Annotated in this window: 10 protein-coding genes and 1 tRNA gene; 3 read left to right on the top strand and 8 right to left on the bottom strand. The window is 70.4% G+C overall.

All coding sequences use genetic code 11. The features are described 5' to 3' along the window. Positions 1 to 963, top strand: coding sequence for an aldo/keto reductase (locus tag C7C45_RS21325; RefSeq protein ID WP_110565531.1), 963 nt, complete (start codon positions 1 to 3; stop codon positions 961 to 963). Positions 964 to 1111: 148 nt separating this feature from the next. Next, positions 1112 to 1187: transfer RNA gene (locus C7C45_RS21320), tRNA-Lys, on the top strand. Positions 1188 to 1295: 108 nt separating this feature from the next. Here the strand turns inward: C7C45_RS21320 and C7C45_RS21315 are convergent. The 8 genes from C7C45_RS21315 to C7C45_RS35545 all read right to left on the bottom strand — a co-directional run bounded on the left by C7C45_RS21315 (position 1296) and on the right by C7C45_RS35545 (position 9362). Beyond that, complete coding sequence (locus tag C7C45_RS21315) at positions 1296 to 3119, bottom strand: sensor histidine kinase (protein WP_244200485.1); 1824 nt, start codon at positions 3117 to 3119, stop codon at positions 1296 to 1298. Continuing rightward, positions 3116 to 3817: a response regulator transcription factor gene (locus tag C7C45_RS21310; RefSeq protein ID WP_110565451.1), complete on the bottom strand. Its 702-nt coding sequence runs from the start codon at positions 3815 to 3817 to the stop codon at positions 3116 to 3118. The genes C7C45_RS21315 and C7C45_RS21310 overlap by 4 nt, the downstream gene beginning before the upstream one ends. Before the next feature lie 73 nt (positions 3818 to 3890). Beyond that, positions 3891 to 5120: an ABC transporter permease gene (locus C7C45_RS21305; RefSeq protein ID WP_110565450.1), complete on the bottom strand. Its 1230-nt coding sequence runs from the start codon at positions 5118 to 5120 to the stop codon at positions 3891 to 3893. Next, on the bottom strand, positions 5117 to 5803 hold the full coding sequence (locus C7C45_RS21300; RefSeq protein WP_110565449.1) for an ABC transporter ATP-binding protein: 687 nt from the start codon (positions 5801 to 5803) through the stop codon (positions 5117 to 5119). The genes C7C45_RS21305 and C7C45_RS21300 overlap by 4 nt, the downstream gene beginning before the upstream one ends. Then, a complete protein-coding gene (locus C7C45_RS21295; RefSeq protein ID WP_110565448.1) occupies positions 5800 to 7002 on the bottom strand; it encodes an efflux RND transporter periplasmic adaptor subunit in 1203 nt (400 codons plus the stop codon). Before C7C45_RS21295 ends, C7C45_RS21300 begins: the two co-directional genes overlap by 4 nt. Positions 7003 to 7008: 6 nt before the next feature. Continuing rightward, complete coding sequence (locus tag C7C45_RS21290; protein ID WP_244200484.1) at positions 7009 to 7572, bottom strand: hypothetical protein; 564 nt, start codon at positions 7570 to 7572, stop codon at positions 7009 to 7011. A 415-nt stretch (positions 7573 to 7987) separates the two neighbouring features. After that, complete coding sequence (locus C7C45_RS21285) at positions 7988 to 9028, bottom strand: DnaJ domain-containing protein (protein ID WP_280101385.1); 1041 nt, start codon at positions 9026 to 9028, stop codon at positions 7988 to 7990. A gap of 208 nt (positions 9029 to 9236) precedes the next feature. Beyond that, positions 9237 to 9362, bottom strand: a complete 126-nt coding sequence (locus C7C45_RS35545; protein WP_280101384.1) for a hypothetical protein — start codon at positions 9360 to 9362, stop codon at positions 9237 to 9239. Positions 9363 to 9374: 12 nt separating this feature from the next. Here C7C45_RS35545 and C7C45_RS21280 point away from each other — a divergent pair, with 12 nt between their 5' ends. Next, entirely contained in the window at positions 9375 to 12359 is a 2985-nt protein-coding gene (locus tag C7C45_RS21280; protein WP_110565445.1) for a glycoside hydrolase family 3 protein, read from the top strand. Positions 12360 to 12617 lie beyond the last annotated feature (258 nt).

Below are 12617 nucleotides of genomic sequence, written 5' to 3'. Positions count from 1 at the left end.
ATGCAAAGCAGGGATTTCGGTCGTCTCGGCACTGTCAGCGCGCTCACTCTGGGCGGTGGCGGGATCGGCGGTGTCTGGGGGGCGACCGACCACGCCGAGGCGGTGGCGACCGTGCGGGCGGCCGTCGACGGTGGCGTCACGATGCTCGACCTGGCCCCGACCTACGGTGACGGCTACGCGGCCGAGAACGTCGCCGGTGCCGCCCTGCGCGGCATTCCGGCCTCGGACGTCCTCGTCACCAGCAAGATCGAACTGCCCGAGCAGGACGGTGGTGATCTCCCGGAGAAGATGGTCCGCAGCCTGCACGCCACCCTGGAGCGTCTCGGCCGCGAGCAGTTGGATCTCTTCCTGCTCCACTCCCAACTGCACCCGCAGGGCTGGACCGGTCCCACTCCCCGGACCCTCGGCTGGGACCTGTACCGCGACCAGGTGGTGCCGACCTTCGAACGGCTGCGGGACGAGGGCAAGATCCGGGCCTGGGGGTTGACCGGTGTCGGCCACCCGCAGGCCGTGATCGACGCCATGCACCAGCAACCGCGCCCGGATGCGGTCCAGGCGGTGGTGAACGCCCTTGACCTCAGTGGCGACATGTGGCTGCTCGGCGCGTCGGCCGAGCCTCGCAACGACGAGATCCGCCGAGCCGCGGTCGACGACGGCGTCTCGGTGATCGCTATTCGTGCCGTGGCGGCGGGAGCGCTCACCGGGGAGATCGACCGGTCCGTGGAGGACGACGCCCCGGTCGCGGTCGACTTCGCCCGGGCGGAGCGGTTCCGCGCGCTCGCCGCCGAGTTCGGCGAGTCGCCCGCCTCGTTGGCCCACCGGTACGCCCTGAGCGTCCCCGGTGTGGCGACCGTGGTCCTCGGCGTGAAGAACCGCACCGAGTTGGCCGAGTGCCTCGCCGCCGAGGCCCGTGGCCCGCTGACCGAGGTCGAACGGAAGGCCCTGCTCGACCTGCGGAGCTGAGCGAACGTGGGCCGGAGTGACGCGTGCTGCTCCGGACGCGGTCCCCGGCCCGCCATCCCGCCGAGCCGGGGACCGTGTCGGACAGGTGTCCGTCGGGGGCAGCCCGCTCGTCGGGGGCGAACCGGTACGGTGCTCCCGCTGCCGACGAGCGCCGCTAGCTCAACTGGCAGAGCAGCGGACTCTTAATCCGCGGGTTCGGGGTTCGAGTCCCTGGCGGCGCACCAGCATCAAACTGCGCGTCCTTCCGTAGGGGAAGGGCGCGCAGCTTCATTTTCGGCCCGTGGGGACCGGCCTTCCCGGTTGCGACTCCGACCGGGGCTGACCCGCTCGCGTTAACCGACGAGGCCCGGCAGTCGGATGGTGAAGAGCGTTCCCCGGCCCGGCTCGCTCTGCACCTCGATCGTGCCGCCGTGTGCCTCGGTCAGGTGGCGTGTGATCGCCAGGCCGAGCCCGCTGCCGCCGGTGACCCGGCTGCGCGACTCGTCGGCCCGCCAGAAACGGTCGAAGATCTTCGGCAGGTCGGCCGGGGTGATGCCGCTGCCGGTGTCCCGTACGGAAATGGTCGTGCCGTTCGCGCCGACGGTGACCGAGCCGCCGGGCGGGGTGTGACGGATGGCGTTCGAGATCAGGTTGCCGACCATCTGTCGCAGGCGCACCTGGTCGGCCTGCACCACCGGCTCTCCCACGACGGTGAGTTCCAGGTGTACCCCGGCGGCGAGCGCGCTGCCCCGGTGGCTGTCGACCACGTGCGTGAGCACGTCCCGCAGCTCTGTCGGCCTCAGGTCGATCCGCAGCGTGCCCGCGTCGGCGGCGGCCAGGTCGCCGAGGTCGTCGATGATGTGCTGCAGCAGCAGCGCCTCCTCGTGCAGCAGCGCCAGCAGTTGGGCGTCGGTCGGGGCCAGGTCGTCCTGGGCCGCCTCCAGCCAGATGCGGATGTTGCTGAGGGGGGTACGCAGTTCGTGTGCCACGTCGTTGACCATGGTCCGGCGTTGCGCCTCGGCCCGGTCCCGACGTTCCGCGGAGTCGTTCAGAGCGCGCGCCAACCGGCCGATCTCGTCGCGGGTGGACACCGGGGCGGGCGTGCGCCGTTCGGCCGCGTCGGCGAGGTTGCGCAGCGGTCGCACCAGGCGCCGGCCGACCAGCACGGTCGCCGTGACAGTGGCGAGCAGGACCGCGCCGGTGACCGCCACGATTCGCCCGATGCTGCCGCCAGACAGGCTCAGCGTGGTGCTGCCGTTGCCCGGCGCGGTGACGAACAGCAGCGCGCGGGGTGCCACGTACGGTCGGAGTTGGGTTCTGCGCCCTGATTCGACGCAGCCCTGCACGACGCCGACCGGCCCGGCCGGCTTGAGCAGCGACGGCGGCATCACCTTGATTTTTTCGTGCGCGGTCCGGACAACCGCCGACTCGCCCAGATATGCCGTGAAGGTCGGCGTGATGCGCAGCTGGGAGGCGCGGTCACCCAGGTTGAGACAGTCGGCGGTCAAGGTGGTCAGCGTCTGGAGTGCCTTCTTCTCGGCTGGACTGACCAGGCTGTCGAGCTCGAACCCGCAGCCCTCGGTCACCGACCGGGTCAGTGGCTGCTCGGCCTCGGCGCGGACGGTGGTGAGGACGACGCTCGGGCGGCCGGTCTTCGCGATCTCGATGGTGCCGTCGTAGCCCATCTTCTTGAAGCAGGTCAGGGTGTTCTTGGCCACCTCGTTCAGCACGTACCGGTCACCGTCCGGCACGACGTAGGGCCCGACGGCCCGCTCATCGATGTGCTCGTCGCCGCCGGTCAGGCCCAGGTCGACGTTGAGCGGATCCACCACGGCCGACGGGCGGGTGTTCCGCAGCGCCGGTCCGGCCTGCGAGTCCAGGATGATCGTGTGGTCGTCGGTGGTCAGCGTGATGCGGCGACCCAGCTCGGCGGCGCGCGAGTTCACCAGGGCGGCGGCCCCGGACCAGTCGTGGTGGGTGGCCGCGTAACCGACCAGCGCCTGGTAGACGGCCCGTTGGTCGGCGACCGCGCCGCCCTGCTCGTAGTTGATCGCCCGGGTGGTGGTCGTCGCCGCCAGCCAGGCGGTGGCCGAGATCGCAGCCAGCGCGATCACCACGGAGGAGACCAGCAGCCGGGTCACCAGGCTATGCCGCAGCGGCACCCGGTTCTTGCTCACGGCGTCGCGCCCGGAGCCAGCTTGTAGCCCACACCGTGCACGGTGAGCAACTGCTCGGGGCGTCTCGGGTCGGCTTCGATCTTGCGGCGCAGGTTCATCACGTGTACGTCGATGGTGCGTTCGGTCGAGCTGCGGTCGATGCCACGGGTGTGGTGCAGCAGTTGTGCCCGGGTGAAGACCCTGCCCGGCTGCTCGGACATCGCGGCCAGGATGGCGAACTCGCCACGGGTGCACTCGATCCGCTCGCCGTCGACCGTCACGTGGTGCCCGACCGAGTCGATGCTGAGCCGACCGATCTGCCGGATGCCCCGGGCGGTGGGCTCGGGGGCGCCCCGGGACGCGCGGCGCAGCAGGGTACGGGTGCGGGCCACGAGTTCCCGCGGGCTGAACGGCTTGGTCAGGTAGTCGTCGGCGCCGAGTTCCAGCCCGAGCAGCAGATCACTCTCGGCGCTGCGCGCGGTGAGCATGAGCACCAGCACGTCCGACTCCTGCCGCAGCGTGCGGCATACCTGTAAGCCGTCCAGTCCGGGCATCATCACGTCCAGGATCAGCAGGTCGGGCCGGTCGCGGCGGGCGGCGTCCAGCGCCGCCCGCCCGTCGTGCACCACGATCGTCTCGTGGCCGGCGGCCACGAGGTAGCGGCGGATCCCCTCCGCGTGCCGCGGATCGTCGTCAGCGACCAAGACCATCGCACACATGCCGGCGATGGTAGGCCGCCGCTGCGGCAGCGAACCGATTTCCAGCCCGACCTGACAGATTCCTAACGGCAGCTCAGACGCTGGACAGTGATTCGGTGGGGTCGAGCGAGGCCGCCCGCATCGCCGGATAGACCCCGGCCAACACCCCGATGACCAGCGCCCCGCCCAGTCCGGCGGCGGCCGAGGCCGCCGGGATGGTCACCGGCCAGTGCTGGAGGGTGGCATAGCCGGCGACCGCCACCGCTCCGGTCAGCACCCCGGCTGCTCCGCCAAGCGCCGACAGCACGATCGACTCGGTCACGAACTGGATGCGCACCTGGCCCCGGTTCGCGCCCAAGGCCCGGCGCAGACCGATCTCGCGGCGTCGCTCCAGCACCGAGATGTACATCGTGTTGGCCACCCCGATGCCGCCGACGAGCAACGCGATTCCGGCCAGTCCGAGCAGCAGCGAGCTGAAGGTCTGCTGCACCGCCTGCTTGGCGGCGAGCCCGTCCGAGGGCCGACTGACCAGTACGTCGCTCGGATGCTCCGGGTTGGCCGTGGCGGCCAGGACGGAGCGCACCGCCACCACCTGGGCGTCGGTGGTCTGCACGTAGATCCGGGTCGGGTGCCCGTCGAAGCGCAGCCAGTGGTTGGCCGCGTCCCAGCCGATCATCGCCGAGCGGTCGATCTCGGGCGCCAGTGGCACCGGGTCGAGGATGCCGATCACGGTGAACCGCCGCCCGCCAAGGTGGACCTGGAGCGGCTGGGAGAGGTCGACGGCGGTGAAGCCGAGCCGCTGGGCGGCGACCGCGCCGAGGACCACCGTCGGTAGGCGTTCCATCGCGGGATCCAGGAAACGGCCGGAGCGTACCCGGCCGTCGATGGCCGCGAGCAGGTTCGTCCTGGTGGCGACGACCGCAATAGCGTTGTAGTCGCCGGGGCCGGTCCGGTCGGAGCGGGCGACGTTCAGCCCGAAGTCGGCGGTCGCGCTCGCCACCGTCACCGGCGCGATCCGGGACACCATGTCCACCGACTCGACGGGCAGCTTGACCGGTGGCTCGCGGTTGGGCGCCGGTGTGACCTGCAGTCGGTTGGTGCCCAGGGCGGCCAGTTTCTCCTCGAGTGCCCGCTGGCTCGACGCGGGGATCCCGGTGACCAGGATCAGGGTGGCGATGCCGATGGCGATGCCGAGCGCCGACAGGGCGGCCCGCGCCGTGCGTGTCCGGATGCCGAGCAGGCCCAGGCCGATCAGATCGGCCGGGGCCAGCCGGACGGGTGCGGCATCCCGGTCCACTCCCGCCGCCTGCCGGGTACGCCTCATGTCGGCTCACCGTTCGCGGAGTCGGACACCAGGCGGCCGTCCAGGATGCGGAGCTGTCGGGGCACCCGGGCGGCTACCTCGTGATCGTGGGTGATCAGCGCGATCGTGGTCCCGTCCCGGTTCAACTCGGTCAGCAGGTCCAGCACGGCCGAGCCGGTGGCCACGTCGAGCGCCCCGGTCGGCTCGTCGGCCAACACCAGCGCGGGCCGGTTGACCAGCGCCCGGGCGATCGCCACCCGTTGGCGTTCGCCGCCCGAGAGCGCCTGTGGGTGGTGGTCGGCGCGGTGGGCCAGACCGACGCGCTCCAGCGCCGCCAGGGCCAACGCCCGGCGGTGCCGGCGGTGCACACCGGCGTAGAGCAGGCCGGTCGCGACGTTCTCGGTCGCGGTCAGCCCGTCGGTGAGGTGGAACTGCTGGAACACGAAGCCCAGCCACCGGCCGCGCAGGCTGGACAGTTGTCGGTCGGACATGGTGGTGACGTCCCGTCCGCCGATCAGCACCCGACCCTCGGTGGGCCGGTCCAGCGTGCCCATGATGTTGAGCAGGGTGGACTTTCCCGACCCGGACGGCCCCAGGATCGCCACGAACTCGCCCGCGTCGATCCGCAGCGAGACGTCGCGCAGCGCCGTCACGTCCTCGCCGTAGCGCCGGGTGGCACTGTCGATCTCCAGCACCGCGGTCACGACGTCGTCACCACCCGGGTGCCGGCGGTGATGCCCGTACCGCTGATCTGCACCATGCCGTCGGCGAACAGGCCCACCTTCACCGCGGTCAGGGCACCGTCGGAGAGCTGTACGCCGTAACCGCCACTGCTGAGCGCGAGCAGTGCGCCGACCGGGACGGCGAGTACGTCGTGCGCGGTGGTGCCGGTGAACCGGACTTCGACGGATGCCGAGCTGATGTTCTGGATTGCCGAGGCATTGTCCACGGCGACGACCACCTGCACCTTCGGGCCCTCGGGGCCCGGGTCGTCGCCGTCCGAGGGGCCGGCCTGGACGTTGCTGCTCACCGAGTTGATGGTGCCGCTGGTGTGTGAGCTGTCCGGAAGAGTGATCTGCACCTTCTGCCCGGCACGGAGGTCGTCGGCCCGGCTCGCGTCGATCTCGACGGAGACCGCCTTGGTCTGATCGCTGATCGCCATCAGGTTGCCGGTGGCGTCGTCGCCGAGTTGCGCCGACGCCGCGCCCACACGCACCGCACCGGGCAGCACCAGGACGTCGCCGAGTGTCACGGTGCCGGTTGCCGGACGTACCCCCTTGGCCGCCTGCCAGCGTTTCACGGCGTCCCTGAGCGATCGGGTGAAGACGGCGTCCTGGCTGGTCACGACGGTCTGGTACGCCCCCGTACCGGAGGCTGTCGGCGTCGAATCCGGCTTGTTGGCGTCCCCGTTCGCACCCTGGCCGGTCGCGGTCGGTGCAGGTCCACCCTGGACGGTCACCCGGGTTCCCGGTGCGGGTTGGGACCCGATCCGGTAGCCGAGCGCCCGGAGGTTGTCGGCCAGCACTCTGACGTCGCGGCCGACCATGCCGACCACGTCGATGTCGCGGAACATCGGCGACGGCCCGTAGAAGAGGATCACCGGCCGGTCGCCGGAACGATACAGAATGTCACCCCGGGCGATGGTGCTGCCGGGCCGGGGCAACCAGGTGAGCACCCCGGGCGCGACGCCACGCAGGGTGCGCTGCTTGCGATAGCCGACCGTGCCGCTCTCGGCCCAGTAGTCGGAGAGGTCGGTCCGGACCACCTCGGCCGTGGCCACCTTCGCCGCGGCCGGCTGCGCGGCCGGAGAGTCGTCGCCGGCGCGGGCCTGGACGGCGTAGACCACTCCGCCCAGCGCGAGCACGCCGCACGTGATGGTGATGATGAGGGTTTTCGTCCGCACGGTCGGCTACTTCTGCGTGAAGGCCGAGATCTCGCACTGACGCTGGATCTCCAACCCCGCGTCGCTGTTCGCCTTCTCGAGGTTGGCCTTGGTCTCCGGCGCGACCCAGATGTTGGCGTTGTCGGTGCCCCCCTGCCGGATCTCCATCGACAGGCCGTGGTCCCTGACGCACTGCAGTTTCTCGCGCAGGTCGTCGGCGAAGTTCGGGTTCTGATGAGGGTCGAGCTCCGGAGCGCTCAGCGGCTCCTTGTCGGCGCACGCGTCCACGGCCGGCTGATACTTCTTCTCGTCCCTCTTGTAACTGAGAAGCGGACCGCCGTTTCCGCCCGAGGCTGGCGCCGAGGGCACACCGTGCTGCACCCAGCACGCGTAGTAGGCGTCGTAGAGGCGGTCGATCTCCTGCTTGCTCGCGCCGAGGGCAAGCTGACGGTCGGCGCCGCTGTTCGAACCGGCTGGGCCGGCACTCGCCGACATGGTCGCGCCCGGGATTGCGGCCACCTGCGGCTCGGACGCCTCCGGGTCGCCGCCGCAGGCCGCGAGCGACACCAGCAGGACCGCCAGACCGGTCATCTTCACATTTGCTTTGCGCATGTCGGTCAGCGTGGTCGCCGCATGTCAGCTAATCGTTAGGTTCGGTGATCACTCGGCCCCGGATTCCCCCGAAGAGGCCGTACCCCGGTCGTGGCGTCCTGGCCGCGGTTGCTGCCTCCGCAGACCCGGCCGATTCGCCCACCCCGGTGTTGGTGGCCCTACGTGACGCCGTGGCGGCACTTCCCCGCCAGCGGGACGGTCGGTACGAGCAGTGGGTGGCGCGGGTGACCAGCGCCGTCGAGCCGTTGCACTCCGGCGGCCCGAGCGTGGACCCGACCGCCACCGGGCGGGTGATCGTGGCGCACCTGCCGGGGCTCGACCGTATCGATGAGGCGCTGGACCGTCTCGAACGGATCGAGGAGCAGTTGGCCGCGACGCAGCGCCGGCTGGCGGCTCAGCGGAGCCAGCGGACGCGCTCTTCGACGCCACGGATCGCTTTGCGCCACAGGATGCTGGCCTGCCCTCCCTGCAGGGAGGCAAGTTGGCGACGCGCGCTCCAGCCGGCGATCGGCCTGTCCACGATGCGAAACAGATCGTCAAGATGATCGAGCGGCGACCCCACGGTCAGCAAATTCAGTACGTCGTCGATGCTGAACGCCACCGCGAGCTCTCGAATGAGATCGCGGTTGTTGATGAACAAGGCCGGGACCCACTGGGTCGGCGAAAATCGCAGGCTGTGCGCGATGAGGTCGAACTCGTAGCAGTTCTCGTCGTCAGGCTCGGTCTCGGCACCGCCGATCCGCTCCAGGACGCCTTCCCAGTCGGGGATGCCGGCCAACTCGTGCGCTTCGGTCCTGGCCAGGTACTTACGCATGGAGGCGACGGATCTGAACAGGAGCAGACGCCCCTGGTCCCCGAGAAAGGCGGCTTCGGTCCGTTGGTCGTCGAGGTAGGCGCGGAGCGTGTATCCCCTCTCGCCGGACCGAAGCGCGATCGCGATGGGGTGAACAGTTGACGCCAGGCTCGATGGCGTTTCCGCTGGGCTCGTACCCGGGTAGCCCGGGTGTGTCCACCGAGCCCTGGGATGCTCCCGTTCGCGGGTCTCGCGTTCGCGAGCCTGGCGTTCCCTGCGCTGGCGCTCCGGATCCTTGCGCTCCCGGGCCTCGCGCTTCCGGTCCTCACGCTCCCGATCCGCACGCTCCCGGTCCGCACGCTCCCGGTCGTGCCGTTCGCGGGTCTGGCGTTCGCGAGCCTGACGCTCCCGGTCCTGCCGTGCGCGGGCCTCACGCTCGTGGGCATCTCTCAACTGCTTGTAGGCGGCGTTGATCCGCTGCATCTGCTGCGTGACTTCCGCGCGGACGCTCGCGGAACTCGACTGATGGCGGTCCGGGTGCCAGATCTGCACGAGAAGGAGGTAGCGTTCCCGAATCTCCGCGACCGACGCAGCACGCGTCACTCCGAGAAGGGTGTACGGATCCGGTCCGTCAGAGGGCATGACATCCACCGGATCTCATGGATGATCGGGTCGCACACACCGCGGCGATGGTAACAGCACCATCGATGCCTGTTTGCCCACAGCACTGCGCGGGAGCCATGAACTGCACGCGTCCGCCCCGTTGCAGAGATCCGCCCCACGCGACTCCCGTCCGCCGGCCGGTGGCGCCATCAATCGTCACACGTCTATAGTTGCGCGGATCCCTTAATCATGGCCGTAGTGACGCGGCCGGGCCGTCGAAGCGCTTCGACGATCCGTCGTTCAGGCCCGTCAGCCGGGTGTCGAGCCTGGTCACGCTGGTCTCGGCGCCCACCGGGCGCCTGTCGTACGACATGAGGAGAACCGCATGCGGAACTGGCGCCTCCGGCGCGGAATCACCGCGCTCGCGCTCGCCCTGCTGGCCCTACCGGCCGTCCCCGGCACGGCGCTCGCCGATCCCACCTACCCGTTCCGAAATCCACACCTGCCCGTGCACGCCCGGGTCGACGATCTGCTCGGACGGCTCACCCAGGACGAGAAGATCTCGTGGCTGCACCAGTACCAGCCGGCCATTCCCCGGCTGGGCATCGGCTTGTTCAAGACCGGCACCGAGGCGTTGCACGGGGTGGCCTGGTCGACCGACATCGACAACAACGGCGCGGTGGTGAAGGCCAGCGGAACCGTCTTCCCTCAGCCGGTGGGCATGGCGAGCACGTGGAACACCGACCTGATCCGGCAGGTGGGTTCGGCCGTCGGAGACGAGGCACGCGGCTACCACGCGCAGAACCCGCGAGTCTGGGGGCTCAACCTCTGGGCGCCGGTGGTCAACCTGCTGCGCGACCCCCGCTGGGGGCGCAACGAGGAGGGCTATTCCGAGGACCCGGTGCTCACCGCCGCGATCTCCACCGCGTACGGCTCGGGGATGACCGGCGGGGATCCCAACCATCTGAAGAGCGCCCCGACCCTGAAGCACTACCTGGCCTACAACAACGAGGTCCGGCGCGACGTGACCTCGTCGAACGTGCCGCCACGGGTGCTCAACGAGTACGACCGGGCCGCGTTCGAGCCGGCCATCGCCGCCGACGCGGCGACCGGAGTGATGGCCGCGTACAACCTGGTCAACGGCCGTCCAGCCACGGTGGATCCCGACCTGGCCACGGTGGTACGCGACTGGACCGACCAGCCGCTGATGAACGTGACGGACGCCTGGGCGCCGAACAACCTCGTCGCCTCGCAGGGGTACTACGCCACCCAGGCCGAGGGGAACGCCGCGATCGTCAAGGCCGGCCTCAACAGCTTCATCACCGACGACACCAACGCGCAGCCGACCGTCACCGCCATCAAGCAGGCGCTGGCTGCCGGTCTGCTCACCGAGCGGGACATCGACGCGCGGATCCGGGAGATCCTGAACGTGCGGTTCCGGTTGGGTGAGTTCGACCCGGGCGGTGGCCGGTACGGCGGCATCACCCCGGACGTCATCAACAGCCCGGACCATCAGCGGCTGGCCCGGCAGGCCGCCGGCGAGGCGATGGTGTTGCTGAAGAACTCCCGGCAGGCGCTTCCGTTGGACCCGGCCCGGACCCGCAAGGTGGCCGTGCTCGGGCCGTTGGCCGACACCCTCTACTCCGACTGGTACGGCGGCGACCTGCCGTATCAGGTGACCGCGCTCGATGGCATCCGCGAGCGGCTGGGCGACTCGGCCAGCGTCAACGGGCTCGACGGGGCGGACCGGATCGCCCTGAAGGACCCGGCGACCGGCCGGTACGTCACGGCCACCGGCACCACTGACGCCGACCCGGTCGCCGCCACCGGTGACAGCGCGTCGCTCGCCGCCCAGTTCGACGTGGTGGACTGGGGCCAGGACGTGCTGACGTTGCGCAACGCCGCCAACGGCCGTTACCTCGGCTACAACTGGGGGCCGTTCCTCACCCGCGACGAGCAGCCCAACGGCTGGTACGTGCAGCAGCAGTTCAAGCTGGAGCCGCAGGCCGACGACAGCGTGGTGTTGCGCTACGTCGGCTACGAGACCAAGGAGAGCTGGTTCGGCGCCAACACGTACGTCACGGTTGGCGGCGACGGTGCCCTCACACTCGGCGCGTCCACCGCGGCCGACGCCACCCACTTCAGCCGCGAGGTGGTCAGCAGCGGGATCGACCGGGCCGTCGCCGCGGCCAAGGCCGCCGACACCGCCGTCCTGGTCGTCGGCAGCAACCCGTTCATCAACGGGCGCGAGGCGCACGACCGGACCTCTACGGCGCTGAGCGCCGGCCAGGAAGCGCTGGTCAAGGCGGTCGTCAAGGCCAACCCCCGTACCGTGCTCGTGCTCCAGACCAGCTACCCGGTCACCATCGGATGGGAACAGGAGCACGCGCCGGCCATCGTCTGGACGACCCACGCGGGGGCCGAGACCGGGCATGCCGTCGCCGACGTCCTGTTCGGTGACCGCAACCCGTCCGGCCGGCTCACCCAGACCTGGTACCGCTCGGACGGGCAGTTGCCGCCGGACCTGCTGGAGTACGACATCATCACGTCCGGCCAGACCTACCTGTACAACACCGCGAAGCCGCTCTACCCGTTCGGCTACGGGCTGTCGTACACCCGGTTCCGGTATGGGCAGGCCCGCACCGCCGCCCAGTCGGTGGCGGCCGACGGCACCATCGCGGTCAGTGTCGACGTGACCAACACCGGCAGCCGGGCCGGGTCCGAGGTGGTTCAGCTCTACACCCACCAGCGCGCCTCGCGGGACAAGACGCCGATCCGCGCGCTCAAGGCGTTCCAGCGGGTCGAGTTGGCACCCGGGCAGACCCGGACCGTGACGCTGCGACTGCCCGCCGCCGACCTGGCGCACTGGGACGTCACCCGCAGTCGGTGGGTGGTCGAGAAGTCCACCTACGACCTGCTGGTGGGCGCGTCCGCCGACGACATCCGGGCCCGGACGGCGGTCGCGGTTCGCGGTGAGACGATCCCGGCCCGGGACCTGTCCCGGACCACCAGGGCGGAGAATTTCGACAGGTACGCGGGGGTCCGGCTGGTCGACGAGACGAAGGTCCGGGGTACGGCGGTCGGTGCCACCGCGTCCGGTCAGTGGATCTCGTTCGCCGGGTCCGCCCTGCGCCCCGGCGCGGACACCTTCACCGCGAAGGTCGCCAAGGCCGGCGCGGACGCCGGCACCATCCAGGTCCGCCTGGGCTCGCCCACCGGCCGGCTGCTCGGCACAGCCACCGTGCCCAGCACCGGCGACGACTACCGGTACGTCAGCGTCAGCGCCGAGTTGGCCCGGACCGCCGGCACCCACGACGTGTACCTGGTGTTCGACTCCGCACTGCGGCTGGCCGACTTCTCCATCAGGTAACCGGAGCCCCGGGGCCGGGTCGACCGCCGACCCGGCCCCGGGCCTGTGGTTCCGTCAGCTCGCCGGGCAGGTCAGCGTGGGTGTGCTGAGCGTGCCGGTGATCGACAGGCGGGTGAGACCGGACAGCAAGTGGGTAATGGCAGGTGATGAAGTCAACCTGGAAGCCCCACGAGAAGCACGGCGGCCTGTCGGACAAGGACAAGCGCGACCTGGCCTAGCTCAACTGGCCGAGCAGCGGACTCTTAATCCGCGGGTTCG

Origin of the sequence: Micromonospora arborensis (assembly GCF_003205615.1) — a bacterium.
Classification (GTDB): domain Bacteria; phylum Actinomycetota; class Actinomycetes; order Mycobacteriales; family Micromonosporaceae; genus Micromonospora; species Micromonospora arborensis.
Note: the sequence above shows the minus strand (reverse complement) of the source record. Positions and strands in the feature narration are given on the sequence as shown.

Excerpts from the sequence above, each read along its gene's own strand:
- C7C45_RS21310 (WP_110565451.1), bottom strand. The coding sequence starts at position 3,817 with ATGTGTGCGATGGTCTTGGTCGCTGACGACGATCCGCGGCACGCGGAG.
- C7C45_RS35545 (WP_280101384.1), bottom strand. The coding sequence starts at position 9,362 with ATGTCGTACGACAGGCGCCCGGTGGGCGCCGAGACCAGCGTGACCAGG.
- C7C45_RS21285 (WP_280101385.1), bottom strand. The coding sequence starts at position 9,028 with ATGCCCTCTGACGGACCGGATCCGTACACCCTTCTCGGAGTGACGCGT.
- C7C45_RS21280 (WP_110565445.1), top strand. The coding sequence starts at position 9,375 with ATGCGGAACTGGCGCCTCCGGCGCGGAATCACCGCGCTCGCGCTCGCC.
- C7C45_RS21290 (WP_244200484.1), bottom strand. The coding sequence starts at position 7,572 with ATGACCGGTCTGGCGGTCCTGCTGGTGTCGCTCGCGGCCTGCGGCGGC.
- C7C45_RS21305 (WP_110565450.1), bottom strand. The coding sequence starts at position 5,120 with ATGAGGCGTACCCGGCAGGCGGCGGGAGTGGACCGGGATGCCGCACCC.
- C7C45_RS21325 (WP_110565531.1), top strand. The coding sequence starts at position 1 with ATGCAAAGCAGGGATTTCGGTCGTCTCGGCACTGTCAGCGCGCTCACT.